Annotated in this window: 21 protein-coding genes; 14 read left to right on the top strand and 7 right to left on the bottom strand. The window is 71.7% G+C overall.

Annotated features, from left to right (window positions below):
* Positions 1 to 10 precede the first annotated feature (10 nt).
* Positions 11 to 658 (top strand): thiaminase II/PqqC family protein, encoded by a 648-nt coding sequence (locus NE235_RS26850; RefSeq protein WP_252807848.1) that lies wholly within the window; start codon positions 11 to 13, stop codon positions 656 to 658.
* Here NE235_RS26850 and NE235_RS26845 read toward each other — a convergent pair.
* Positions 616 to 1,371 carry a TetR/AcrR family transcriptional regulator gene (locus NE235_RS26845; protein ID WP_252807845.1) on the bottom strand — a complete coding sequence of 252 codons (756 nt, stop codon included), beginning with the start codon at positions 1,369 to 1,371 and terminating at the stop codon, positions 616 to 618. The two genes, NE235_RS26850 and NE235_RS26845, sit on opposite strands and share 43 nt — an antisense overlap.
* A gap of 108 nt (positions 1,372 to 1,479) precedes the next feature.
* On the opposite strand from NE235_RS26845, the gene NE235_RS26840 reads away from it, so the two are divergent.
* Positions 1,480 to 3,585 carry an MMPL family transporter gene (locus tag NE235_RS26840; protein WP_252807843.1) on the top strand — a complete coding sequence of 702 codons (2,106 nt, stop codon included), beginning with the start codon at positions 1,480 to 1,482 and terminating at the stop codon, positions 3,583 to 3,585.
* A 111-nt stretch (positions 3,586 to 3,696) separates the two neighbouring features.
* Here the strand turns inward: NE235_RS26840 and NE235_RS26835 are convergent, their stop codons facing one another.
* The 3 genes from NE235_RS26835 to NE235_RS26825 all read right to left on the bottom strand — a co-directional run bounded on the left by NE235_RS26835 (position 3,697) and on the right by NE235_RS26825 (position 6,371).
* Complete coding sequence (locus tag NE235_RS26835; RefSeq protein ID WP_252807842.1) at positions 3,697 to 4,182, bottom strand: GNAT family N-acetyltransferase; 486 nt, start codon at positions 4,180 to 4,182, stop codon at positions 3,697 to 3,699.
* Positions 4,183 to 4,231: 49 nt separating this feature from the next.
* Positions 4,232 to 5,197 (bottom strand): trypsin-like serine peptidase, encoded by a 966-nt coding sequence (locus tag NE235_RS26830; RefSeq protein ID WP_252807840.1) that lies wholly within the window; start codon positions 5,195 to 5,197, stop codon positions 4,232 to 4,234.
* 64 nt (positions 5,198 to 5,261) lie between these two features.
* Positions 5,262 to 6,371 carry a trypsin-like serine peptidase gene (locus NE235_RS26825; protein WP_252807838.1) on the bottom strand — a complete coding sequence of 370 codons (1,110 nt, stop codon included), beginning with the start codon at positions 6,369 to 6,371 and terminating at the stop codon, positions 5,262 to 5,264.
* Positions 6,372 to 6,544: 173 nt separating this feature from the next.
* Between NE235_RS26825 and dxr the strand changes: the two genes are divergently transcribed.
* The 10 genes from dxr to NE235_RS26775 all read left to right on the top strand — a co-directional run bounded on the left by dxr (position 6,545) and on the right by NE235_RS26775 (position 19,016).
* Positions 6,545 to 7,798: a 1-deoxy-D-xylulose-5-phosphate reductoisomerase gene (gene dxr, locus NE235_RS26820; protein WP_406567645.1), complete on the top strand. Its 1,254-nt coding sequence runs from the start codon at positions 6,545 to 6,547 to the stop codon at positions 7,796 to 7,798.
* A complete protein-coding gene (locus NE235_RS26815; RefSeq protein WP_252807837.1) occupies positions 7,795 to 8,976 on the top strand; it encodes a site-2 protease family protein in 1,182 nt (393 codons plus the stop codon). The genes dxr and NE235_RS26815 overlap by 4 nt, the downstream gene beginning before the upstream one ends.
* A 111-nt stretch (positions 8,977 to 9,087) precedes the next feature.
* Positions 9,088 to 10,245 carry a flavodoxin-dependent (E)-4-hydroxy-3-methylbut-2-enyl-diphosphate synthase gene (gene ispG / locus NE235_RS26810; RefSeq protein WP_252807836.1) on the top strand — a complete coding sequence of 386 codons (1,158 nt, stop codon included), beginning with the start codon at positions 9,088 to 9,090 and terminating at the stop codon, positions 10,243 to 10,245.
* Positions 10,246 to 10,481: 236 nt separating this feature from the next.
* Positions 10,482 to 10,925, top strand: coding sequence for a hypothetical protein (locus tag NE235_RS26805; protein WP_252807834.1), 444 nt, complete (start codon positions 10,482 to 10,484; stop codon positions 10,923 to 10,925).
* Positions 10,926 to 12,155 (top strand): alpha/beta hydrolase, encoded by a 1,230-nt coding sequence (locus NE235_RS26800; RefSeq protein WP_308206164.1) that lies wholly within the window; start codon positions 10,926 to 10,928, stop codon positions 12,153 to 12,155.
* A 193-nt stretch (positions 12,156 to 12,348) separates the two neighbouring features.
* Positions 12,349 to 13,896: an alpha/beta hydrolase gene (locus NE235_RS26795; RefSeq protein WP_252807832.1), complete on the top strand. Its 1,548-nt coding sequence runs from the start codon at positions 12,349 to 12,351 to the stop codon at positions 13,894 to 13,896.
* Between the two features lie 228 nt (positions 13,897 to 14,124).
* The gene (locus NE235_RS26790) at positions 14,125 to 15,711 is read left to right on the top strand and encodes an alpha/beta hydrolase (protein ID WP_252807830.1); all 1,587 of its coding nucleotides are present in this window, start codon (positions 14,125 to 14,127) and stop codon (positions 15,709 to 15,711) included.
* Between the two features lie 247 nt (positions 15,712 to 15,958).
* Positions 15,959 to 16,801, top strand: a complete 843-nt coding sequence (locus NE235_RS26785) for a GNAT family N-acetyltransferase (protein ID WP_252808034.1) — start codon at positions 15,959 to 15,961, stop codon at positions 16,799 to 16,801.
* 107 nt (positions 16,802 to 16,908) lie between these two features.
* Positions 16,909 to 17,808, top strand: coding sequence for a hypothetical protein (locus NE235_RS26780; RefSeq protein ID WP_252807828.1), 900 nt, complete (start codon positions 16,909 to 16,911; stop codon positions 17,806 to 17,808).
* A 452-nt stretch (positions 17,809 to 18,260) separates the two neighbouring features.
* Entirely contained in the window at positions 18,261 to 19,016 is a 756-nt protein-coding gene (locus tag NE235_RS26775; RefSeq protein ID WP_252807826.1) for an enoyl-CoA hydratase/isomerase family protein, read from the top strand.
* Positions 19,017 to 19,036: 20 nt separating this feature from the next.
* Here the strand turns inward: NE235_RS26775 and NE235_RS26770 are convergent, their stop codons facing one another.
* Together NE235_RS26770 and NE235_RS26765 are read right to left on the bottom strand one after the other, a co-directional pair.
* Complete coding sequence (locus tag NE235_RS26770; protein ID WP_252807824.1) at positions 19,037 to 19,411, bottom strand: DUF3037 domain-containing protein; 375 nt, start codon at positions 19,409 to 19,411, stop codon at positions 19,037 to 19,039.
* The gene (locus NE235_RS26765; protein ID WP_252807822.1) at positions 19,408 to 20,232 is read right to left on the bottom strand and encodes a HipA family kinase; all 825 of its coding nucleotides are present in this window, start codon (positions 20,230 to 20,232) and stop codon (positions 19,408 to 19,410) included. The genes NE235_RS26770 and NE235_RS26765 overlap by 4 nt, the downstream gene beginning before the upstream one ends.
* Before the next feature lie 181 nt (positions 20,233 to 20,413).
* Between NE235_RS26765 and NE235_RS26760 the strand changes: the two genes are divergently transcribed.
* Positions 20,414 to 21,073 carry a GntR family transcriptional regulator gene (locus NE235_RS26760; RefSeq protein WP_252807820.1) on the top strand — a complete coding sequence of 220 codons (660 nt, stop codon included), beginning with the start codon at positions 20,414 to 20,416 and terminating at the stop codon, positions 21,071 to 21,073.
* A complete protein-coding gene (locus tag NE235_RS26755) occupies positions 21,070 to 22,071 on the top strand; it encodes a 1-aminocyclopropane-1-carboxylate deaminase (protein WP_252807818.1) in 1,002 nt (333 codons plus the stop codon). The genes NE235_RS26760 and NE235_RS26755 overlap by 4 nt, the downstream gene beginning before the upstream one ends.
* Positions 22,072 to 22,150: 79 nt before the next feature.
* Here the strand turns inward: NE235_RS26755 and NE235_RS26750 are convergent, their stop codons facing one another.
* Positions 22,151 to 24,328 carry an MMPL family transporter gene (locus tag NE235_RS26750; RefSeq protein ID WP_252807816.1) on the bottom strand — a complete coding sequence of 726 codons (2,178 nt, stop codon included), beginning with the start codon at positions 24,326 to 24,328 and terminating at the stop codon, positions 22,151 to 22,153.
* Between the last annotated feature and the right edge of the window lie 61 nt (positions 24,329 to 24,389).

Below are 24,389 nucleotides of genomic sequence, written 5' to 3'. Positions count from 1 at the left end.
CCTTGAAGGCATGACCGACGCCGAGGAGCTCGTCCGCCGCGCCCGCGACGACAACCCGCCGGAGGACAACCGCTTCCTCGAGCTCCTGGAGGTGGCGGCGGTGCCGCGCGAGCGGCTGACCTGGCTGGCGGGGGAGCAGTGGCACATCGTGCGCAGCGACCGCCGCAGCTTCGCGCTCTTCGCCGCGCGGTTCCCCGAGCCGCCGGCGGGCGACCTGTTCCTGGCGCTGGCGGGCGGTGAGGGCACCGCGCTGGGGCTCCTCACGGGGTTCGCCGCCGCGCTCGGCTGGACCGAGGAGGACCTGCGCGCGTACGAGCCTCGTCCGCTCGCGCAGGCCTACCCGGCCTACCTCGCGTGGAGCGCGCTGTCCGGCACGCGCAGCGGTCTCGCCCTCGCGATGCTGGCCAACCTCCAGGAGTGGGGTGCCTACTGCGGACGGGCGGCGGACGCCCTGACGGCGCGTTACGGCCTCACCGACGAGGCCGTGGCCTTCTTCCGGTACTTCGCCGTTCCGCCGCCCGGCTTCACCGCCCAGGCGACCGCCGTCATCGAGAAGGGCCTCGCGGCGGGTGAGGATCCGCGGGAGGCGCTGCGGGCGGCCCGCCTGCTGCACGCCTACGAGGCGGCGTTCTGGGCGGCGCTCGCCGAAGGGCTGTGACCGGGCGGTAGGAGCGGTCCGATGCCAAGGCTCGCGGCCATGTCGGCGAGCTCCGCCTCGAAGAGCGGCTCGGCGTCGTCGAGCATGAAGTGAACGTGCCCGAACGCCTCCATCGCGACGAGCCCGTACAGCCGGACCCAGCAGCCGGCGAAGAGCCGGATCAGGCCGAGGGGGAGCCCGGCGCGGTCGAGACCGCAGGACGCGGCGAAGTGCTGGAGGTGTCCGCGTAGTTCGGCCGGAATGTCCTCGTCCGCCGGAACGGGGAACCGCTCGCGCTGCCACAGTTCGGCCATCAACGCAAAGAAGATGCCGCCGAAACCACCCGTCGACGGCACGCCGCCGTCCTCCCGCGGCTCGTAGCCCGGCGGCGGAGCGCCGAAGACCATCGTGAACTCCGGCGGATGGTCCAGCGCCCAGCGCCGGAACGCCCGCGCGGCGGCGGCGAGTCGGCCGCCGAGGTCGTCGGCGGGCACCGAGTCCCGGGCGGTCTCCAGCGCGACGCCGATCTCGTCCTTGTACTCCTCGATCATGGCCCTGACGAGGTCGTCCAGGCTCGCGTAGTAGCGGTAGAGCGCGGGGGCCGTCATGCCCATGTCGCGGGCGATGGCCCGCAGGGAGATGCCTCCGGGACCGTTGGCCCGCAACTGCTGACGCGCCGCTTCCTGGATTTCACGCACGGTGGCCTCGCGAAGGCGTTCGCGGCGGGTCGTCACGACTCTCCTTGACGGTAGTTAACGACGTGTGCTTCCGTTTACGGTGTTCACGTTAACGGCGTTCACTCAAGTGACCGCCGTCGTCACACTATCTCGGGGAGCGGACCCATGCTGGAGTCATCCGGCCGCCTGATCCACCACCGGCACCGGTGGGTGCTGGCCGCGGCCGCCGTCTTCGTCGTCATCGCCGCCGTCTGGGGCACCCAGGTCTTCGGCTCGCTCAAAAGCGGCGGATTCGAGGACCCGCACTCGGAGTCGGCCCGCGCCACCGCGCTCATCAACGAACGGATCGGCCCGCCCGCCGGCGACCTGGTCGTGCTCTACCAGAGCGCGTCGCGCACGGTGGACGACCCGGCGTTCCGCGACGCCGTGACCGGAACCCTCGCGCGGCTGCCCCGCGACCAGGTCCGGGGCATCACGACCTTCTGGAGCACCGGGTCGCCGGCGTTCGTGTCACGGGACCGCCACGCGACGTACGCCGCCGTGCGGCTGAGCGGCGCCGACGTGCCCGCGCGCGTCAAGACGTACGACAAGATCCGGGACGCGTTCGCCGCGCCGGGCCTGACCACCCTGCGCGGCGGCACCGTCGCCGTCAACAGCCAGCTGCATGAGCAGACCTCCAAGGACCTGGCACGGGCCGAAATGATCTCGATGCCGATCCTTCTGGTGCTGCTCGTGGTCATCTTCGGCAGTGTCGTGTCCGCGCTGCTCCCGCTCGCCATCGGCGTCGTCGCCATCCTCGGCGCCTTCACCGCGCTGCGCGTGGCCACCATGACCACCGACGTGTCGACCTTCGCCGTCAACATCATCACCATGCTCGGGCTCGGCCTGGCCATCGACTACTCCCTGTTCATCGTGACGCGCTTCCGTGAGGAACTCGGCCGTACGAACTCCGAACGCGAAGCGCTCACCCGGACGATGGCGACGGCCGGCCGCACGGTCGGGTTCTCCGGCATCACGGTCGCCATCGCGTTCGGCGGCCTCCTCCTGTTCCCCCAGATGTTCCTGCGGTCCATGGGCCTCGGCGGCATCGCGGTCGTGCTCGTCGACATGGTGGCCGCCCTCACGCTCCTGCCGGCGCTGCTCGCGGTCCTCGGCCGCCGGGTCGACGCGCTGCGCGTGCTGCCGAGGCGGCGCGCGGACCGGGAGGGGCGGGGAGCATGGTTCCGGCTCGCGCACAGCGTCATGCGCCGGCCCGTGGCGTACGCGGTCGGGGTCACGATCGTGCTGCTCGCGCTCGGCGCGCCCTTCCTCGGGATCCGCTTCGGGAGCGTGGACGTCCGCGCGCTGCCGGGCGGCGCCGAGGGCCGTACAGTGGCCACGGCCCTCGACCGGGACTTCGCGCGCGGCGGACCGGCCCCCATCGACGTCGTGGTCACCGGCGGCGTGCCGCGCCCGCAGGTAGACGCCTACCTCGGCCGCCTGCGCGGCGTGCCCGGCGTCACGGGAGCGGAGGTCACCGACACCGGCCGGGACGCGGCCCTCGTCGCCGTGCGGCTCGACGGCGACCCGCAGTCCGGCGCCGCCCGCGCCGTGGTCCGGCGGATCCGGACCCTGCCCGCGCCGGGCACCGCGTACGCCGGAGGGGAGACGGCCCAGCTCACGGACCTGCTGAGCAGCCTCGGCCACGTTCTGCCACGGGCGGCGCTGTTCGTCGGCGTGGTGACGTTCGCGCTGCTGTTCGCGGCGCTGGGATCGATCCTCCTGCCCCTCAAGGCGCTGGTCATGAACGCGCTGTCACTGAGCGCCGCGTTCGGCGTGATGGTGTGGGGCTTCCAGGACGGGCACCTCGCGGGCGCGCTCGGCTTCACCTCCACCGGGAACGTGGAGGCGTCCCAGCCCGTGCTCATCCTCGCCGTGGCGTTCGGGCTCTCGATGGACTACGAGCTGTTCCTGCTCAGCCGGATCCGCGAGGAGTGGCAGCGTACAGGGGACAACACCGGTGCGGTGGCCTCCGGGTTGCAGAGCACCGGCCGGATCATCACCAACGCCGCCCTCCTGCTCGCGGTCGTGATCGCCGCGTTCACGACCTCGGGCGTCTCCTTCATCAAGCTCATCGGCGTCGGGCTGCTCGTCGCCGTGGTGGTCGACGCCACCCTCGTACGGGCGCTGCTCGTGCCCGCGACGATGCGGCTCCTCGGCCGGGCCAACTGGTGGCTGCCGAGACCGCTCCGGCGCCTCCACGCCCGTGTCGCGATCCGCGAGTCCGCCTGAGCCTCCGGCGGCCGGTACGGGGCCGCGGTGTCCGCCCGATCCGGTCGGCGGTCGGCTCTCCTCCGCGCCGGCCGGCGGGCGGGCCTGGCCCGGGGTGGCCGCCCGAGCCCGTCAGCGGCCGGTCTCGGCCCGCAGTCTCTTCTCGAAGCAGATGCTCCGGACGGGGTGCGGGTCGAACGGCGCGATGCGGACGTACCCGCTGTACTCGTACAGCGCTGCGTCGCGCAGGTCGGCGGCCTTGAGGCGGGCGCTCCGGCACCCGCGCCGCCGGGCGAGGTCCTCGGCCGCCCGCAGCAGCAGCCGGGTCACACCGAAGCCGTGGTACTCCGGCCGTACGTAGACGTGCCCGACCTCGGCGGCCTGATCGGCGGACCCGTCTCCGGCACTGACCCAGCGCAGCCCGACACAGCCGATCGGCGCCGCGCGTTCGCGTTCGCGGGCGACGAGGAATGCCGTTCCCGGCGCGCCCGGCGAGGGGCGGTCGGCGGCCACGCCGAACCGGGCTGCCAACTCGGCCGCCTGCTCGACGTGCAGGCCGGTCACGATCGGGTCGTCGAAGGACGCCTCGACCACTTCCACGCGGGGACTATGGGTCATGCCGGGTCAGAGTAGGGAATCCGTCGCCGCCGCGACGGTGGTTTCGTGTTCACGCCCGCTGGGCCTCCTCGTAGATCCGGCGGACCGAGGCCCCGAAGTAGGGGCCGTACATCGTCGCCGGGTCGTCGGAGTACTTGAAGCTGTTGACCGAGGTGACCACGCCGACGCCGGTCCGGGCGTCGAACCGGGCCAGCCACGGACCGCCGCTCGCGCCCTCGGACATGTCGCAGCGCAGCCCCTGGTCCTGAGTGAGGCGGTGGGCGTCCGGATGGGTGCGTCCGTTGCAGTAGGCCAGCCGCTCACCGTCGTAACGTCCGCCCGTGGGGTACCCGAAACCGTAGACGACGGTGCCCCGGGCCTGGTCGAACGCGACGTTCTGGGCGCCGACCACGTCGGTGACGTGGCGGCCGCCGGCGGTGGCCAGCGCGACCACGGCGACGTCGTGATTCTCGTCGTGGCGTCCCGACCACGACCTGGGCACGAACATGCGCCGGGCGGTGAACGCGCCGTACGGCCGGAGTCCATGGTCGTACCCGGGCACGTACACCCAGTTGCGGGCCCAGACGCCGGCGACGTCCTGGACGCAATGGCCGGCGGTGATGACGAGGTCGTGGTTGGCGCCGTTGACCGTGCCGGCCGAGCACACGTAGTCGGCTCCATTAATGGTGAAGAACACCTTCCCCGTGGTGGCGCGCACCGCGCCGGGTGAGATCCAGGGCAGGTCCGGGCCGCCCTGGGCGGTGTGCCGGGCCGGAGGCAGGGCGCCGGCCGCCCCGAGCGGGGTCTCCGGCGCGCGGGCGGCCCCCGGCCGTCGCAGCGTCCGCTCAGGAGGGGTGCGCGCACGCGTCATGCGCTGGACGGTCCAGTACCGCAGGGTCGCCGACCGGCCGGCGGTGATGACGTGGTCGGACACCCCCGCCACGCCCGGCCCGGTCCGGAGGGCCCCGGCGCCGAGCGTGCCGAGGAGGGCACCGGCGGTGGACACGGCGTAGGTGATGCGCGCGGCCTTGGACATGGTCGATAAGTCTGCATGACCCTTGGTGGCGACATGATGACTTGAAGTAAAGCCCCGCCCCCGATCAGGTGTTCTGTGCTTTGTCGTAGAGGGCCTTGACGGCGGCGCCGAAGTACGGCCCGAACATCTCGTTCGGATCCGCGTCGTACTTGAAGGAGTTGAGGGAGTTCTGCGTGCCGGCGCCGGTCCGCGCGTCGAAGCCGAGGAACCAGGGACCGCCACTCGATCCGGCGGTCATGTCGCAGGTCAGTCCGACATCGTGGCTCTTGGTGTCGTCCTTGGCCCGGCCGCTGCAGTAGACCAGCCTCGACCCGTCGTACGGCGCCTGGGCGGGATAGCCGAAGGCGTACATCCGCCGGTGCCGCGGCTGGTTGAAGGCGATGCCCTGACCGCCGACGACGCTCGTCAGCGTCCGGCCGCCCAGGAGATCGACGGTCGCGGCGCCCACGTCGTAGTCGAGGTCCTCGTGGGCCTCCCACTGGGGGGTGGTGAGCGTGCGCGCGGCCGTCCACTTGCCGTACGGCGCCTGGCCGTCGTGGTAGCCGGGGACGAACACCCAGTCGGTGTGCCAGGCGCCGTCGAGCCGGACGCAGTGCCCCGCGGTGATCACCGTGCTCTGGTTGGCGCCGGCCACCGCGTTACCCGAGCAGGACGCGGGGCGCCCGGAGTAGGTGAAGAAGACGCGCCCGGTGGTCTGGGTGACCCTGCCGCCGGAGGTCCAGGCCGCGCCGGTGGACGGCGCCGATGCCGGCGTCCCGGCGGGGCGCCCGCCGGGGACGGGCCGGCGCGCGGCCGCCGGCGCGATCAGGGTGTCCAGCGGGTGGGCCCGGCGCATGCGGGCGGGCGTCCACCACCGCAGGAGCCGCTCCCGGTCCGTGCGGGAGGCCGCCATCGGGTGGACCGCCGGGCCGGTGGTGCCCAGGTCCGGGACGGGTGCCGGGCGCGGGCGTCCGGTGTCCAGGTCCGGAAGGGGTGCCCGCCGCACGTGGCCGGTGGGCCCGTCGGGGAGCATGCGGCCGGGGGCGGCGTCCGAGGGGGCGGCGTCGGACGCGCGCGGGCCGGCCGCTCCGCCGGCGGGGCGCGCCGCGCCGGCCTGAGACGGCGTCATCGGGGAGACGGACAGGAGCGCGCCGGTCAGCACGGACACGGCCGCGAGGCGGGGGGACTTCGTCATGACCCTGGGGCCTTTCTGCGGCCGCCATGGGGGACGCGGCCGCGATCGTGAGACGGTGGCCGGAACCTTAGCGCGAAGCGTGTTCAGTTGACTACGCACAGGAATCACTACATTCCACGGCACGTCCCGGTTTGCGGTGGGGACCGCCTGCCGGCCTCGGGGGACGGGGGACAATGGGGGGCGTGATGCCCGACGAAAGCCCGTCCGCAGCCGTCCGCCGAGACGTCGTGATCCTCGGTTCGACCGGATCGATCGGCACCCAGGCCATCGACGTCATCCGCCGTAACCCCGACCGCTTCCGCGTGGCCGGGCTGGCCGCCGGCGGTGGCCGGGTCGACCTGCTCGCCCACCAGGTCCTCGACCTGCGGCCCGAGGTGGTCGCCGTCGCCCGGGGATCGGTGGCCGAGGACCTGCAGCTGGCGCTGTACGCCGAGGCGCAGAAACGGGGTTACTCCGCGGGGGAGTACCGCCTGCCCAAGCTCCTCGCCGGGCCGGGCACGATCGCCGAGGTCGCCGCCTGGCCGTGCGACGTCGTGCTCAACGGCGTGGACGGCGCGGCCGGCCTGCGGCCGACCCTCGCGGCGCTCGACGCCGGGCGTACCCTCGCGCTGGCGAACAAGGAGTCGCTCATCATCGGCGGCCCGCTCGTCAAGCGCCGGGCGAAGCCGGGGCAGATCGTGCCCGTCGACTCCGAGCACTCCGCGCTCGCCCAGTGCATGCGTGGTGGCACCCGCGGCGAGCTGCGCCGCCTGGTCGTCACCGCGAGCGGCGGCCCGTTCCGCGGCCGGACCCGCGCCGAGCTGGCCGACGTGACCCCCGAGCAGGCGCTCGCCCACCCGACCTGGGCCATGGGCCCGCTGATCACCGTCAACTCCGCGACGCTCGTCAACAAGGGCCTGGAGGTCATCGAGGCGCACCTGTTGTTCGACGTGCCGTTCGACCGGATCGAGGTGGTGGTCCACCCGCAGTCGATCGTGCACTCGATGGTGGAGTTCGTCGACGGGGCGACGCTCGCCAAGGCGAGCCCGCCGGACATGCGCCTGGCGATCGCCCTGGGCCTGGCGTGGCCCGACCGGCTGCCCGACGTGGCGCCCGCGATCGACTGGACGCGGGCGCAGACGTGGGAGTTCTTCCCGCTCGACGACGAGGCGTTCCCCGCCGTGCGCCTGGCGCGGGAGGTCGGTTCGGCGGGGGGCACCGCCCCGGCCGTCTACAACGGCGCGAACGAGGAGTGCGTCGCCGCCTTCCTCGCCGGAAGGCTGGCCTTTCCGGCGATTGTCGACACGGTCGCGCGGGTAGTGTCCGAGCACATGACCGCTCCGGGCCCCATGATCAGTGAGGATTCGGGCGGCGGGCTCACCGTGGACGACGTGCTCGCCGCCGATCGATGGGCGCGGACCCGAGCACGGGAGCTGACGTCTGGTTGACCTATCTGCTCGGAGTGCTGGCCTTCGTCCTCGCGCTGCTCCTCTCGGTGGTGCTGCACGAGGCGGGACACTTCCTCACGGCCAAGCGCTTCGGCATGAAGGCGACGCAGTTCTTCGTCGGGTTCGGGTCGACCCTGTGGTCGCGGCGGCGGGGCGAGACCGAGTACGGGATCAAGGCCATCCCGCTCGGCGGCTTCGTGAAGATCGTCGGCTACACGCCCCTGGAGGAGATCGACCCGGCCGACGAGGCGCGCGCCTTCTACCGGCAGCCGGCGCCGCGGCGGGTGATCGTGATCGTGGCGGGCGTCGTGGTCAACATCATCCTGGCGTTCCTCCTGCTGGTCGTCCTCGCGGCGGCGGTGGGCGTCCCGGATGGCGGGAACGCCACCACCGTCGTCCGCCGGGTCTCGCCGTGCGTGCCGGTGAGCGGCGCGGCCTGCACGGCCCGCGACCCGGTCTCGCCCGCCTCGGCGGCGGGCCTGCGGCCGCGCGACCGCGTCGTGTCCTTCGCCGGGACGCCGGTCCGCGACTGGAACGGCCTGTCCGGCCTGATCCAGCGGGCCGCGCCGGGCGGCGCCGTGCCGGTGGTCGTCGAACGCCACGGCGCCCGGCGTACGGTGACGGCCCGGATCGGGCGGCTGGACGGCCACGGCTACCTCGGGGTCGAGCCGGCGGCGCGGATCCGCACGCTCGGCCCGGTCGCGGCGGTGCGGTTCGCGGGCCGCTTCACGGGCCAGATGACGGTCGCGATCGGCAAGATCGTCGTCGACATCCCGAAGGCGATCCCCAAGTTGTTCTCCCGCGAGCGCGCCGGCACGCCCGGTGGCCAGGCCGGCAGTGTCGTGGGCGGAGCCGAGGCCTCGGGACAGGTGTTCTCCTCCGGCGAGAGCTGGCGTGCGAAACTGGGCATGTTCCTGCTGCTCGTCTCGTCGCTCAACCTCTTCGTCGGCCTGCTGAACCTGATCCCGCTGCTGCCGCTGGACGGCGGTCACCTGGCCGTGGTCTGCTACGAACGGATCAAGGCGTGGGTCTTCCGCGTGCGCGGCCGGCCCGACCCGGGCCCGGTCGACCTCACCAAACTGATGCCCGTGACGTACGCCTTCGTCGTCCTGCTGGTCGGGCTGGGTGTCCTGCTGCTCCTCGCCGACCTGGTCAATCCGCTCAAGTTGCCCCAGTGAGCCCTCGCGTGTGCAGCACCCCCGCCGGTTGCCTAATCTTGGAACCACTGCCGAGCACCCACTGGAAGGAGGGCGCGGCGCACGGAGTGTGAGCTCCACGCCGCGTGTCCGATGACCGTCGATCTTGGAATTCCGCAGGCCAAACCGAGGCCGCTCGCTCCGCGTCGCAAGTCGCGGCAGATCATGGTCGGCGACGTGCCGGTCGGCGGCGACGCGCCGGTGTCGGTGCAGTCGATGACGACCACCCTCACCGCCGACGTCAACGCGACGCTGCAGCAGATCGCCGAGCTGACCGCCTCGGGCTGCCAGATCGTCCGCGTCGCGGTGCCGTCCCAGGACGACGCCGACGCGCTGCCCGCGATCGCCCGTAAGTCGCAGATCCCGGTCATCGCCGACATTCACTTCCAGCCCAAGTACGTCTTCGCGGCGATCGACGCGGGCTGCGCGGCGGTGCGCGTGAATCCGGGCAACATCAAGAAGTTCGACGACAAGGTCGGTGAGATCGCCCGGGCCGCCAAGGACGCGGGCGTTCCCATCCGCATCGGCGTGAACGCCGGTTCGCTCGACAAGCGCCTGCTCGAGAAGTACGGCAAGGCGACCGCCGAGGCGCTGGTCGAGTCGGCGCTGTGGGAGTGCTCCCTGTTCGAGGAGCACGACTTCCGCGACATCAAGATCTCGGTCAAGCACAACGACCCGGTCGTGATGATCAACGCGTACCGGCAGCTCGCGGCCCGCTGTGACTACCCGCTGCACCTCGGCGTCACCGAGGCGGGCCCGGCGTTCCAGGGCACGATCAAGTCGGCGGTCGCGTTCGGCGCGCTGCTGGCCGAGGGCATCGGGGACACCATCCGGGTGTCGCTGTCGGCGCCTCCGGTCGAGGAGGTCAAGGTCGGCATCCAGATCCTGGAGTCGCTGAACCTCCGCGAGCGGGGCCTGGAGATCGTCTCCTGCCCGTCCTGCGGCCGCGCGCAGGTGGACGTCTACTCGCTGGCGGACGAGGTCACCGCGGCGCTCAAGGACTTCCCGGTCCCGCTGCGGGTCGCGGTCATGGGCTGCGTCGTGAACGGCCCGGGCGAGGCGCGCGAGGCCGACCTGGGCGTGGCGTCCGGGAACGGCAAGGGGCAGATCTTCGTGAAGGGCGAGGTCGTCAAGACGGTGCCCGAGTCGCAGATCGTGGAGACCCTGATCGAGGAGGCCGTCCGGATCGCCGAGGAGATGGGCGTCGACGTGACCGGTGACGGTCCCGGCGCCGCCGTCACCGTCTCCTGACACGATTGACAAAGGTCTTTTACGGCCCTTCCGGAATCGCTCCGGGAGGGCTGTCACCTTTTCCGGGCCGACTACGAAACGCCTAGTCCGCCGCTTTGGCGGATATTTCTGTATTTGTCACGATTCGGCATCCTCGTTTCCTGACTCTTGATCACCCCACCCGTCGCCCGCGCACAATGCCCCGGCATCCACCGAATTGCGGGGCTCAGTGGGGAGTCGCGCGGAGGAGGGGACAAGTGAGGAAACTCGTAGTGGTCACGGCCGCGGTCGGCCTGGCCCTCACCGGCGCCGGACCGGCGGGAGCCGCCGGCCGTACGGCCGCGCCGACGCACGCCCCGGCGGGGGCCGCCGGCCGCGCGCCCGCCCCGGCCGGAGAGTCCGCCCAGGCCGTGGCCGCCGGGATCGCCTGGACGCCGTGCCCGGACAACGACCCGATCGAGGGCACACGGCTGCAGGGCCTGGAGTGCGGCACCCTGAAGGTCCCGCTCGACCACGCCCATCCGCACGGCCGCCAGATCACGCTGGCGCTGACCCGCGCGAAGGCGACCGACATCCAGCACTACCAGGGCGTCGTCCTGCTGAACCGGGGCGGCCCCGGCGGGCACGGGCGCGACCTGCCCACCCGGTTCGCCAAGGGCACCTACGGCCTGCCGACGTCGGTCGGCGCGACGTACGACTAGATCGGTTTCGACCCGCGCGCCGTCGGCGCGAGCTCCATCGACGGCAGCGGCAAGGGCATCATCTGCGACCCGTCGTACCAGGCGCCCGGCAAGGCCCGGCCCGACTACACGCCCGCCTCCAAGGCCGAGGAACTGGCCTGGCGGGCGAAGGCGAAGAAGTACGCCCGGGACTGCGGCCGGCGGTACGGCTCCGCGCTGAAGCACCTGACCTCCGCCGACTGGGCGCGCGACATGGACGCGATCCGCCAGGCGCTCGGCCAGCACAAGATCAGCTACTACGGGTACTCGTACGGGACGTACCTCGGATCGGTCTACGCGACGCTGTTCCCGACCCGCGTGCGCCGCATGGTCCTCGACAGCGTCGTGCGGCCCAGCGGCGTCTGGTACGACGACAACCTCGACCAGGACGTGGCCTTCCAGAAGCGCTTCGAGACCTTCCTGACCTGGATCGCCCGGTACGACGCGGTCTACCACCTCGGCGCAACGCACGACGCGGTCAAGGCGAACTACTACAAGATCCGCGCGGCGCTCGCGAAGAGCCCGGTCAACGGGCAGCTCGGCCCCGACGAACTGGACGACACCGTCCAGGCCGACGCCTACCGCGACTACACCTGGGTCGACCACGCCCAGGCGCTGTCGGACTACTTCGTCAAGCACGACCCGCAGCCGCTGCTCGACCAGTGGGGCGGCTTCCCCGCCGACGACTTCCTCACCCAGAACAACTACGCCGTCTACGAGGCCGTGCAGTGCGTCGACCGGCAGTGGCCGACGAACTGGGCGAAGTGGGAGCACGACAACTGGAAGCTGTACCGGCAGGGCAACGAGTTCCTGACCTGGGGCAACGTCTGGTACAACGCCCCGTGCGCGTACTGGCCCGTGCCCGGCGGCACCCCCGTGAAGATCCAGGGCAAGAAGGGGCTGCCCCCGATCCTCCTCGTCCAGGCCACCGAGGACGCGGCCACGCCGTACCCTGGCGCGGTCGAGGTGCACAAGCGCTTCCCGAACTCCCGCCTGCTGGTGGAGAACGGCGGCATCAACCACGGCGTGGCGCTGACCCCGAACGGCGACACCTGCGCCAACACGCTCGTCTCCGCCTACCTGGGCTGGGGCGCGCTGCCCCCGGACCGGCCCGGCGCCGACGCCCGTTGCCAGGCCCCGGCCCTGCCGGCGCCGGGCGCGACCGCGAAGGCGGGTTCGGCGACGGCCGACGCGGCGGCGATCCTCAAATAGTGATCACTGAGTAGAGTCGCGAGAGCCCCCGGCCGCCTCGGCCGGGGGCTCTCGCAGTTCGCGGCGGCGCCCGAACCCGGCCGGTCACGGCCGGTCTTCGCCGTGCCCCTCCCGGCCGCGCTCCGGATCACCACCATCGTGCGTACGCGCGACGGGGAGCGCAGTCGTGGGCTCCCCGTGGGAAAGGGGTTACGTGAACAAGCTCGCCATCACGACGGCCATCGCCGGGTCGATCACGCTGAGCGCCGCACCGATCATGGCGCAGGCGCGGCCCGCCGGGCCCGCCGCCGGACCGGCCTGGTCGCCGTGCGCCGAGGAGAACCTCGGCGGACTGGACTGCGCCACCCTCCGCGTGCCGCTCGACCGCGCCGCTCCGCGCGGCGCGCAGCTCACCCTGGCGCTGTCCCGCGCCCGGCACACGGGGACGACCGGCTACCAGGGGGTGCTCCTGGTCAACCCCGGCGGACCCGGCGGCACCGGCCGCGACTTCGCGCTGCGCATCGCGGACCACCTCCCAGCCGGGCTGCGGGCCGCCTACGACGTCATCGGCTTCGACCCGCGCGGGGTCGGCGGCAGCAGCCCGTCGCTCAGCTGCGACCCGGGCCACTTCAAGCCCGTACGCCCCGACTACGTGCCGCGTACCCCGTCGCTGGAGTCCGCCTGGCTCGGCCGGTCCGCGGCCTACGCCCAGGCGTGCGGGCGCAAGTACGGTTCGCTGCTGTCCCATCTGACGACCGCCGACGCCGTGCGGGACATGGACGCCATCCGCGCGGCCCTGGGCGAAAAGCAGATCAACTACTACGGCGCCTCGTACGGCACGTACCTCGGCGCGGTGTACGCCACGCTGTTCCCGGGCCGGGTCCGGCGCATGGTCCTGGACAGCAGCGTCCGGCCGAGCGGCGTCTGGTACGCCGACAACCTCGACCAGGACCGGGCGTTCGAGGGCAACATCAACGCGCTGTTCGCCTGGATCGCCAGGTACGACGCGGTGTACCACCTGGGCGCGACCGAACAGGCCGTACGGGACGTCTTCTACGCGACCCGCGAGAGCCTGACGGCCGCCCCGGCGGGCGGTGTCGTGGGCGCCGACGAGTTCGACGACACCTACCTCGTCGCCGGCTACATCGACCTGGGAGGGTACTGGCCGCTCCTGGCGAACGCGCTCGCCCGTTACCGGGCCGGTGACCCCGCGCCGCTGGTCGACGCCTACAACCGGTTCGGCGCCACCACCGACGACAACGGGTACGCCGTCTACAACGCGGTGCAGTGCACCGACGTGCGGTGGCCGAGGGACTGGGCGCGCTGGCACCGGGACAACGGGCGGCTCTACGCCGCGGGCTTCCGGTTCGAGACGTGGGCCAACGCCTGGTACAACGCGCCGTGCGCGTTCTGGCCGGTCAGGGCCGGACGACCGGTCGACGTCGGCCGTACGCGCGGCCTGCCTCCCGTGCTGCTCTTCCAGGCGACCAACGACGCCGCGACGCCGTACGCCGGCGGGGTCGAGATGCACCGGCGGCTCGCGGGCTCGCGCCTGGTGATCGAGGACGGCGGGCGTACGCACGGGATCGTGCAGCGCGGCAACGCGTGCGTCGACGAGAAGTTCGACGCCTTCCTCGCGACCGGCGCCCTGCCGGCGGACCGGTCGCACTGTGCCCGCCTGCCCGAGCCCGTGCCGCCGGTCGCGGCCGGAGTCCGCGCGCTGACCGCGGACCGGTTCCCGCCGGTGCTCGGCCGTCCTTAGAACCTGTCGGCGGCGGTTCCCCGGCGGCCATGGCCGCCGGGGCCGTGGTTCGGGCGAAGACCCGCTTTTCGCTGCGTCGCCAGCCCTCGGTGGCGACCGCAACCAGTTGAACATCACGATTGAGTAACGTTTACAGAAGTCTCATCTGTCCCTTTTCTCTCGGTCGACAGAATTCTTCACATTGCTACCAGTGCGGGCTTCTACTGCGCCCGCACGCAAGGGGGTCATGTGAAGAAACTTGTTGTCATCGCCGCCGCGGCAGGCGTCGGACTGTCCGGCGCGGCGGTGACCGTGGCGGCGCAGGCGGAGACGGAGGCGCCCCAGGCGGCCGCGAAGATCGCCTGGGGCAAGTGCCCGACCGGCGAGGCGAACCCCGGCAAGGCCGAGTGCGGCTGGTTGCCGGTGCCCCTGGACTACCGGCACCCGAACGGCAAGAAGATCTCGATCGCGGTGTCGCGCCTCAAGCACACCGACACCAAGCACTACAAGGGCGTACTGCTCGCCAACCCCGGCGGTCCCGGCGGCAGCGGCCTGTACCTCTCCGGTGGCCTCGCGAACATGTTCACCAGCGTCGGCCACAAGGAGATCCCGGCCCAGTACGACATCATCGGGTTCGACCCGCGCGGCGTCGGTTCGAGCCGGCCCGCGCTGACGTGCGACCCGCACTACTCCGACCCGATCCGCCCGGACTACGTCCCGCACTCGGCCAAGGCCGAGGGAAAGTGGAAAGCCCGGTCCAAGGCGTACGCCCAGGCCTGCGCCAAGAAGTTCGGCTGGCTGCTGCCGCACCTGCGCACCACCGACACAGCCCGGGACATCGACGGGATCCGCGCCGCGCTCGGGCAGAAGAAGATCAGCTACTACGGCTTCTCGTACGGCACCTATCTCGGCGCGACGTACGGCACGCTCTTCCCCAAGCGCGTGAACCGGATGGTCCTCGACGGCAACGTCGACGTCCGCGAGGTCTGGTACAAGGGGCAGTTGTCGCAGGAGAAGGCGTTCGAGCGGAACATCAAGCTCTTCTTCGGCTGGATCGCCAAGTACAACTCCCGCTACCACCTCGGCAAGACCGAGGCCGCCGTGGAGAGGAAGTACTACAGCATCCGGTCCGCCGCGTTCGCCAAGCCGATCGGTGGCAAGCTCGGCGGTGACGAGGTGGACGACACCGTCCTCAACGCCGGATACAGCGTCGGCTTGTACGCGCCGATCGCCGACGCCCTCTCGGCGTACGCCACCAAGGGCGACGCGGACTCGCTCGTCACCCTCTACGACGTCATCCGGTCGCCCGACGACAACGGCTTCGCGGTCTACAACGCCGTCCAGGCCGCGGACGCCCGGTGGCCCCGCTCCTGGAGCACGTGGCACGCCGACGCGGCCAGGCTTTACAGACAGGGCAACCACTTCGACACCTGGTCCAACGTCTGGTTCAACGCGCCGATCGCGTACTGGCCGTTCCAGGGCGGCCCGGCCTTGAAGATCAAGGCCAAGGGCATGTCCACGGCGCTGCTGGTCCAGTCCACGCTGGACGCCGCGACGCCGTACGCCGGCGGCGTGGAGATGCACAAGGTCCTGCCGTCCCGCCTGGTCGCCGAGATCGGCGGCAAGACCCACGCCAACACGCTGGGCGGCAACGCCTGTCTCGACGACAAGGTCGCGGCCTACCTGAGCAACGGCACGCTGCCGAAGAACAAGCCGGGCACCGGCCCGGACGCGACCTGCAAGGCGCTTCCGGACCCCGTCCCGTCCAGCGCCGCCGTGGCGGCCCGGTCGATCGCCCCGAAGGTGCCCGCCCGGCCGATCTTCGGCCGTCCGTGACGCCACGGCGCGGTGACCCGCGGGCCCGTTGACCGGGACCCGCTCGTGAGGACCCCCGGCTCCGGCCGGGGGTCCTTAGCGTCCCCCCGGACCGCCGGATGAAGCCGGAGCGCGGCATGCCGCACCTGATTACCGATCTTGCCGCGTTCCTCCCGTACCCTTACAAGGTGAGCGGAGCGAACGTGTCGACGCGGCGGTCCGCCTCCCCACGCGCCGGATCACCCGCCCGGGAGAGAACGTGAGTCCGATGCTGCGCACGTCTCCGGTGCGCCTCTTGGACGACCGCCACCGTCACGCGGTCCTGGAGATCCTCGACGCCGACCCGGTGTCGAACGTCTTCGTCGGCTCCCGGGTGCACGCCGCCGGCGTCGACCCGGGCCGCCTCGGCGCCGAGCTGTGGGGGTTCCACCGCGGCGGCCGACTGGTCTCCCTCTGCTACTCCGGCGCGAACCTCGTGCCGGTCGCCGCCGACCGCGAGGCCGCGCGGTCCTTCGCGGACCGGGCACGCTCGCAGGGACGCCGCTGCTCGTCGATCGTCGGCCCGGTGCCCGCGGTGACCGAGATGTGGAACGCCCTGCGCCCCTTCTGGGGACCGCCCCGCGCCATCCGGGCCGTCCAGCCGGTCATGTCGACGGTGTCGCCGCCGCCCGTCGAGCCCGACCCGGCCGTCCGCCGCGTCACCATGAACGACTTCGACATCCTCTACCCGGCCTGCGTGGCGATGTTCACCGAGGAGGTCGGCGTCTCACCGCAGGCGGGCGACGGGGGAGTGCTGTACCGCGCCCGCGTCGCCGAGCTCATCCGCTCCCGGCGGGCCTTCGCCCGCATCGAGGACGGCCGCGTGGTGTTCAAGGCCGAGATCGGCGCCGTCACGCCGTACGCCTGCCAGGTCCAGGGCGTGTGGGTCCACCCGGACCTGCGCGGCCGGCGGTACGCCGTGCACGGCATGGCCGCCGTCGTCACCGAGGCCCTGCGCAGCATCGCGCCGGCGGTGACGCTGTACGTCAACGACTTCAACGCCCCGGCCCGCGCCACCTACCACCGCGTCGGCTTCCGCGACGTCGACACCTTCATGTCCGTGATGTTCTAGTTCGTTCCTGTTTTGTCCTAGTTCGCCGCCACGATGACCGGCCCGTCGTTCAATTCTTTGTTCGAAGCGACACTCACTCAAAGTGATCATGCGATAACTTTGCGTGCATGCCATCCCCTCTGCATGACACGATCAACGAGTTGTTCCGTAACCGGCCGGAGTTCGCCGTGGAGGTGCTGCGCGACCTGATGGGCATCAGTGTGCCCGAGGCGGGGTCGGCGGAGGTCGCGAGCAATGACTTCAACGACCGTCCGTCGAAGGACTTCCGGCCCGACACCGTGATCACGGTCGGTCCTACCCGGCATCCGCTGCACGGGATCATCGTCGAGGTCCAGCAGGCCAAGTCCGAGTCCAAGCGCCGGCAGTTGCCCCGATATGCCGCCACGCTGTGGCTGCACTTGCAGCGGCCGGTGACGGTGCTGTGCGTGTGCCCGGATCCAGGCGCGGCGGCTTACTACACCGAGCCGATCAAGACCGGGCTACCCGGCTACACGTTTCAAGCTCTGGTGCTCGGCCCGGACGCCGTACCGGTCATCACCGACCCGAAGGAGGCGGCGGCTCACCCGGAGCTGGCCGCGATGTCGGTGATGATGCACGGTGAGCAGCGCAGGCCCGTGGTCGAAGTATTCGTCGAGTCGCTCCCTCTGATGGAGCCCGAACACGCCGCGTCATACTATGAGTACACCTACAAGATGGCCTCGAAGGCCGTCCAGAAGATTCTGGAGGAGCTCGTGTCCTCAACGACCTGGCCTGTCTACAGCCCGTTCGCGAAGGAGCACTTCGGCCGAGGCAAGGAGGAGGGGCGCGAAGAAGGACGCGAAGAAGGACGCGAAGAAGGACGCGCGGAAGAAGGGGTGCGCATGCTCCTGCGAATCCTGGCTGCTCGGGGGTTCGATGTCCCGGAGAACATCCGGGACCGGATCCGTACATCCAAGGACCTGCGAGAGATCGAAAGATGGGCCGACCGGGCCATCGTGGCCACGTCCCTGGACGAGGTCTTCGACTGATCCTCATCTCCACCCTGTCCGCCGAATTCCCCGGAGGAGTTCGTGTCTCCGAAGACCTGGCCTGTCTACAGCCCGTTCGCGAAGGAGCACTTCGGTCGAGGCAAGACGGTGGGGCGAGCGGAAGGGCGAGCGGAAGGGCGAGCGGAAGGGCGAGTTCGTGTCATTCTCATCGTTTTGTCCGCTCGGGGCATCGAGGTCTCGGACAGCGCCCGTGCTCGTATAGAGACGTGCACGGATGCGCGGCAGTTCGAGGAGTGGCTGGAGCGAGCCCTTGTCGTGAGGTCTGTCGACGAGTTGTTCGACTGAGCGACCCCGCCTTCCCCGTCCCCGCCTCTCAGAGAACGCTACCGACCACGCGGCCGCGGTGACGGCACCGACGTCTGGGAACCATAGCTGCTGAGTCCCCGGGTTTCGGCCGATGAGGTGACGGCGTGGCGAGGAGGGGGCTTCCCATGAAGATCAGGTCGCAGCGGGACGTGGAGGTCGCCGAGATCACGGTCGGTGACGGGCGGCGTGGCAACGCGCTGGACAGCGCGGACTGGCGCGAGCTCGAGCGGACGTTCCGGCGGCTCGCTCGCGAGGCCGACCTGCGGGTGGTCGTCGTCCGCGGCCAGGGCGGCATGTTCAGCTCCGGGTCGGACATGCGGGAGTGGGTCGAGGCGGACGTCACGGACGTGGCGGACAGCTTCGCCGCCATGGAGGCGGCGCTGACCGCCATCGAGGATCTGCCCGTCCCGGTCATCGCGCAGGTGGAGGGTGTCGCCGCCGGGGCCGGGTGCCAGCTCGCCCTGGCCTGTGACCTGCAGGTGATGGCGGAGAGCGCGCGGATCGGGATGCCGATCGCGCGGCTCGGCATCCTCGTCAGCCCGGCGTTCGCCGCTCGGCTGGTCATGCTCGCCGGGCCCGGCGTCGCGCGGGAACTCCTCTACACGGGCCGCCTGGTGCCCGCCGCCGAGGCCGTGAGCCTGGGGCTCGCCACCCGTTGCGTGCCGGACGCGGAGCTGGCCACGGCCACCCGCAGGCTGGTGTTGGCCATCACGCGCCATCCGAGCGCGGCGGTCCGGGCCGCCAAGCACGCGGTCGGGGCCGTGCTCTCACCGGCGTGGGCGGCGGCGAAGGCGCAGGCGGGCGGGCCTCCCGTCGCGTTCGAGGACTTCCAGCGGGGGATCGCGACGTTCCTCCGGGACCCGCGCGCGGCCTCGCCGTAGTTCTCCGCGGGTCCGCGAGGTCAGCGGACGAGGACGTCGAGCAGGCGGTCGAGTTCGGCGGCCGGGTCGGCGGTGAGGCCCGAGTGGACCGGGCCGGGCTGCACGACGGTGCTGCGCGGCGCGGTGAGCCAGCGGAACCGCGAACCGAGGGACTCACCCGCGGCCTGACCCGCGCGCGGCCCGCCGCAGCAGACGCCGTCGACCGCCTCCAGCGCGGCGCGCACCCCGTCGACGTCGAGGTCCGGGGCCAGCGCGCGGAGCCGTACGTCGTCGACGTGGGTCCGGCAGCCGAGGAAGTCCCGGGCCTGGCAGTAGAGGATCACTCCGACGTTCATGGTCTCGCCGCGTTCGACGCGGGGGATCACGCGCAGGACGGCGTACTCGAAGATCTTCATTGCAGCCATTTCGGTCGGGCCGACGGGCGGTGCTCGGCCCGGGGTGTCGCCGGCCGGGCCTCGCCGACCTCGGGCAGCCAGATCTCCGGCGTGGCCGCGCGGGTCCGCAGGTGCGCGACGTAAGCGGCGGCGACCTCGGCAGGGGAGCCGAAGCCGGGCTCGTCGGCCAGCCACTCCTCAGGCACGAGGGCCACGACCTCGCGCAGCAGGTCCTCGGTGACCTTGGGACCGAGGTCGCGGGCGGCGCGGGCGAGGCCGGCGTCGTCGACGAAGGTCGCCAGGACGTGGTCGCTCGCGTCGTACGGCCGGGAGATCAGCTTGTCCGCCGAGGCCCAGGCGTGGTGGAAATACAGGCCGGCGCCGTGGTCGATCAGCCAGACGTCGCCGTGCCAGACCAGGAGGTTAGGGTTGCGCCAGCTGCGGTCGACGTTTCCGATCAGCGCGTCGAACCACAGCACGGAGGCGGCGAAGTCGGCTTCGGGTGTCCAGGCCAGCGGGTCGAAGCCGAGGGAGCCCGGCAGGTAGTCGACGCCGAGGTTGCGGCCGGGGCTGGCCTTGAGCAGGTCCTGGATGTCGGGATCGGGCTCGTGGCGGGCGATCACCGGGTCGATGTCCACGGTGACGAGGTCCGGCACCCGGAGGCCGAGGCGGCGGCCCAGCTCACCGGCGATGATCTCCGCGATGAGGGCCTTGCGGCCCTGTCCCGCGCCGTGGAACTTCACGACGTACGTACCCAGGTCGTCGGCCTCGACGATGGCGGGGAGGGAACCGCCCTCCCGGAGGGGTGTCACGTAGCGCGTGGCGGTGACGTTCGGCAGCACGGGCCAACCGTACCGGGCGTGTGGCGGCATGCGAGCACGACGTGCGCGCATGCCGGCCCCCGCCGCTGACGCGCACACGCTCCGGTGATGAAGCGATCCTATGAACGCCCATGTCGGGGGGATGATGCAGATGACACAGACCGTGTTGACGCGTTGAGCAATCCAATATCTAATATATTGCATGCCAACCGAACGGCTTCGTCCCCTCGACCGCGCCCTCCTGCGCGACCAGGCGTACCGCATGCTCCGCGACGCGATCGTCGAGGGCGACCTCGCGCCCGGCGAGATCATCCGCGACGGTGAGCTGGCCGAGCGGGTCGGGCTGTCGCGCACACCGGTGCGCGAGGCGCTGGCGCGGCTCGCCGACGAGGGGCTCGTCGAGACCAAGCCGCACGCCTACACGCGGGTCACGCCGCTCGTGCTCCGCGACGTCCGTGACGCGTACGCCGTCGTCCGCGCCATGCACGAGCTCGCCGTCCGGGCGGCGGTGCCGGTGCTGACCGATCGGCATCTGGAGACGATGCGCGCGGCGAACGCGCGCTTCGCCGCCGCCCTCGACGAAGGCGACGTCCCGGCGGCGCTGGCCGCCGACGACGAGCTGCACGACGTCCCGGTGGCCGCGGCGGGCAACCGCGCGGTGGCCGCGACGATCGAGCGGTACCTGCCGCTGATCCGGCGGCTGGAGCGGCTGCGGTTCGGCTCCCTCCCGGGCCGGCGGTCCATCGCCCTGCACGACCGCCTGATCAACGCGTGCGCCGCGCGTGACACCGAGGCGGCCGTGGCCGCCACCGCCGAGATATGGGCCACGCTCGGTGACCTTCTGGAAGAGGAGACCTCGTGACGACTTTGGACGACTTCCCCCGCGAGCGCCTGCTGTTCGGGCCCTCGCCCGTGCACCCGCTGCCCCGGCTGACGGAGCACCTCGGCGGCGGGGTCACGCTGTGGGCCAAGCGCGAGGACTGCAACTCCGGCCTCGCGTTCGGCGGCAACAAGACGCGCAAGCTGGAGTACCTCGCCGCGGACGCGCTCGCCCAGGGCTGCGACACCCTCGTGTCGATCGGCGGCGTGCAGTCCAACCACACCCGGCAGGTCGCCGCCGTGGCCGCCCGGCTGGGCCTGAAGTGCGTCCTGGTGCAGGAGAGCTGGGTCGACTGGCCCGACGCCGTGTACGACCGGGTGGGCAACATCCTGCTGTCCCGCCTGCTCGGCGCGGACGTGCGCCTGGTGGAGGCCGGGTTCGGCATCGAGTTCAAGCAGAGCTGGGAGCAGGCCCTGGAGGACGTCCGTGCCCGTGGCGACCGGCCGTACGCCATCCCGGCGGGCGCGTCGGACCACCGCCTCGGCGGCCTCGGCTTCGCGAACTGGGCGCGCGAGGTGGAGGAGCAGGAGCGGGAGCTCGGCGTCCGCTTCGACACGATCATCGTCTGCTCGGTCACCGGGAGCACGCAGGCCGGGATGGTCGCGGGATTCGCGGGCGAGGGCCGCCGGATCATCGGCATCGACGGCTCCGCCAAGCCGAAGGAGACCTGGGAGCAGATCGCCCGGATCGCCCGGAACACCGCGGAGCTGATCGGGACGGAGGTCTCCGACGACGAGATCGTCCTCGACGAGCGCTACCACGCCGGGACGTACGGCATCCCCGACGAGCGGACGCTGGAGGCCATGCGGCTGGCCGCGCGGCTGGAGGGGATGATCACCGACCCGGTGTACGAGGGCAAGTCGATGGCCGGGATGGTCGATCTGGTGGCGAACGGGGAGATCGAGGCCGGATCCAACGTTCTGTACGCGCACCTGGGCGGTCAGCCGGCGCTCAACGGATACGCCGCGCTGTTCCGCTGAACCGCCGACCGTTCCGTCCATCCAAAAAAGCCCGGGACCTGACTTCCCTTGGTGAGTCAGGTCCCGGGTCCCGCGACGCTCAGCCCTTCGTCGGGACGTACACCGGCTGCGGCACGGTCGGCGTGGCGGCCGGCGGCTCGCCGTGGGACAGGCCGGGGAGCCAGGACAGCGCGCGGGGGAGGTACCAGTTCCGCTCGCCGAGCAGCGTCATCACCGCCGGGAGCAGCACCGCCCGTACGATCGTGGCGTCCAGCAGGACGGCGATCGAGAGTCCGACGCCCATCTGCTTGAAGTCCTGCATGGACAGGGTGCCGAAGACCGCGAACACCGCCACCATGATCACCGCTGCGCTGGTCACGGCGCCCGCGGTGGCCCGGATGCCCTGCGCCACCGCCGCCGTGGTCGGGGTTCCCCGGTCGTACGCCTCGCGGATCCGCGACACCACGAAGACGTGGTAGTCCATCGACAGCCCGAACAGGACGACGAAGACGAACAGCGGCAGCCACGCCTCGATGGCCCCCACACCGTGGGTGCCGACGAGACCCGCACCCCACCCGTGCTGGAACATCGCGACCATCACCCCGTACGCCGCGCCGACCGACAGCAGGTTGAGCGCGATGGCCGTGGCGGCGATGGGCACGGAACGGAACGAGATCAGCATCAGCAGGAACGTGACGCCCAGCACGAACACGAAGACCGGCACGATGCTGCCGCGCAGCCGGGCGTTCCAGTCGGTGGAGGAGGCCAGGGTGCCGCCGACGCGCGCCTCCGCCACCCCGTGGAACGCCGAGGGCACCAGGTGCTGCCGCAGGGTGGTGAGGGCGTGCCGTGAGGTGGCGTCCGAGCCGGTGCCGGTCAGCGGCACGCTGATCGTGGCGACGTTCGCCGCCGCGTGGACCTCGACGCGGACCGGCTGCCCGAACTCCCCGTCCCGCCGCGCGGCGTCCCGCAGCGTCTGGATGGCCTGCTGGACGCGGGGCGCCCGGACGTCGGGCGCCTTGACCACGACGAGGGCCGGGTCGGGCCCGCCGGGGAACGCCGCGTTGATGTGGTGGTAGGTCGTGATCAGGGAGGCGTTCTTCGGCAGCTGCTGATCCATCCGGAGCTTCTCGGTGTGCATCCCGAGGGCCGGGGCGGCCAGCGCCAGCAGGAACGCCCCGGCCAGCGCGGCGGAGACGCCCGGGCGGGCCAGCACCGGCCGCAGGACGGCGTTCCAGAAGCGCCCGGTCGACCGCCTGCGGCGTAGGAGGGGGATCCGCCCGAACTCCACCTTGTCGCCCAGCAGCGACAGCAGCGCGGGCAGGACCGTCACCGAGCCGATCACCGCGATCAGCACCACGAGGATCGTCGCGACCGCGAAGCCTTCGAAGATCGCCATCCCGGACAGGAACATCCCCGCCATGGCCACCATGACCGTCAGCCCGGACACCAGGACCGACCGGCCGGACGTCGCCGCGGCGATGCGCAGCGCGGTCTCCCGGTCCCGCCCGGCGGCCCGTTCCTCGCGCTCCCGCCGCAGGTAGAACAGGCAGTAGTCGACGCCGACCGCGAGCCCCATCAGCAGCATCACCGAGCTCGCCGACCCGTCCATGTGCATGGCGTGGCTGATGACGGCGAGCAGCCCGTTGGCCGCCAGGAACGCCGTGAGGGCGATCCCCACCGGTACGACGGCGGCGAGCAGCGCGCCGAAGGCGACGAGCAGGATGCCCAGCGCGAGCGGCACGGCGGTCAGCTCCGCCCGGGAGAAGTCCCTGCCCAGGGTCTTGTTGAACCAGCGCTCACCGGACGCGTCGCCGAACTCCTCCACCCGGACCTCACGATGACCGGCCGCCGCCCGCGCCACCGCCGCCTGCACGGGCGCCACCCGGTCCGCCGCGGTCTTGGGGTCACCGGCCATGTCGAACTGCACCAGTGCGTCCCGGTGATCCCGCGACACCAGGGGCTCCCGTACGGTCGCCGCCCGCCCGGTGCCCCGGATCGCGCGGGTCACGTCCGGAACCGCCGCGCGGAATCCGTCAGGGGCCGTGCTGTGGATCAGCACCATCTCCGTGGCCGGGCTCTTGATGCCGGCCTCCTCGAGGATGCGGACCGCCCGCCCGGAGTCCCCGGTGGCCTCCTCACCGTCGGTGAGCCGCTCCTGCCCCAGCATTCCGCCGATGAGGACGGCCGCGACCACGAACAGCACCCACCCCAAGATCGCCGTTTTCCTGTGGCGGGCGCTCCAGCCGCCCAACCGCGCGGCCAGGTTTCCCTTCATCAGCGTTCCCTAAGATCGTTTTGTCTGGAGTGAGTCGCTCTGGATGCCCAGGGCGACGGGG

It is taken from the genome of Actinoallomurus spadix, from assembly GCF_024055725.1.
GTDB lineage: Bacteria > Actinomycetota > Actinomycetes > Streptosporangiales > Streptosporangiaceae > Actinoallomurus > Actinoallomurus spadix.
Note: the sequence above shows the minus strand (reverse complement) of the source record. Positions and strands in the feature narration are given on the sequence as shown.

Excerpts from the sequence above, each read along its gene's own strand:
- NE235_RS26770 (WP_252807824.1), bottom strand. The coding sequence starts at position 19,411 with ATGAAGATCTTCGAGTACGCCGTCCTGCGCGTGATCCCCCGCGTCGAA.
- NE235_RS26830 (WP_252807840.1), bottom strand. The coding sequence starts at position 5,197 with ATGTCCAAGGCCGCGCGCATCACCTACGCCGTGTCCACCGCCGGTGCC.
- NE235_RS26785 (WP_252808034.1), top strand. The coding sequence starts at position 15,959 with ATGCTGCGCACGTCTCCGGTGCGCCTCTTGGACGACCGCCACCGTCAC.
- NE235_RS26750 (WP_252807816.1), bottom strand. The coding sequence starts at position 24,328 with ATGAAGGGAAACCTGGCCGCGCGGTTGGGCGGCTGGAGCGCCCGCCAC.
- NE235_RS26760 (WP_252807820.1), top strand. The coding sequence starts at position 20,414 with ATGCCAACCGAACGGCTTCGTCCCCTCGACCGCGCCCTCCTGCGCGAC.
- NE235_RS26775 (WP_252807826.1), top strand. The coding sequence starts at position 18,261 with ATGAAGATCAGGTCGCAGCGGGACGTGGAGGTCGCCGAGATCACGGTC.
- NE235_RS26825 (WP_252807838.1), bottom strand. The coding sequence starts at position 6,371 with ATGACGAAGTCCCCCCGCCTCGCGGCCGTGTCCGTGCTGACCGGCGCG.
- NE235_RS26780 (WP_252807828.1), top strand. The coding sequence starts at position 16,909 with ATGCCATCCCCTCTGCATGACACGATCAACGAGTTGTTCCGTAACCGG.
- NE235_RS26835 (WP_252807842.1), bottom strand. The coding sequence starts at position 4,182 with ATGACCCATAGTCCCCGCGTGGAAGTGGTCGAGGCGTCCTTCGACGAC.
- NE235_RS26840 (WP_252807843.1), top strand. The coding sequence starts at position 1,480 with ATGCTGGAGTCATCCGGCCGCCTGATCCACCACCGGCACCGGTGGGTG.
- dxr (WP_406567645.1), top strand. The coding sequence starts at position 6,545 with ATGGGGGGCGTGATGCCCGACGAAAGCCCGTCCGCAGCCGTCCGCCGA.
- NE235_RS26850 (WP_252807848.1), top strand. The coding sequence starts at position 11 with ATGACCGACGCCGAGGAGCTCGTCCGCCGCGCCCGCGACGACAACCCG.
- ispG (WP_252807836.1), top strand. The coding sequence starts at position 9,088 with ATGACCGTCGATCTTGGAATTCCGCAGGCCAAACCGAGGCCGCTCGCT.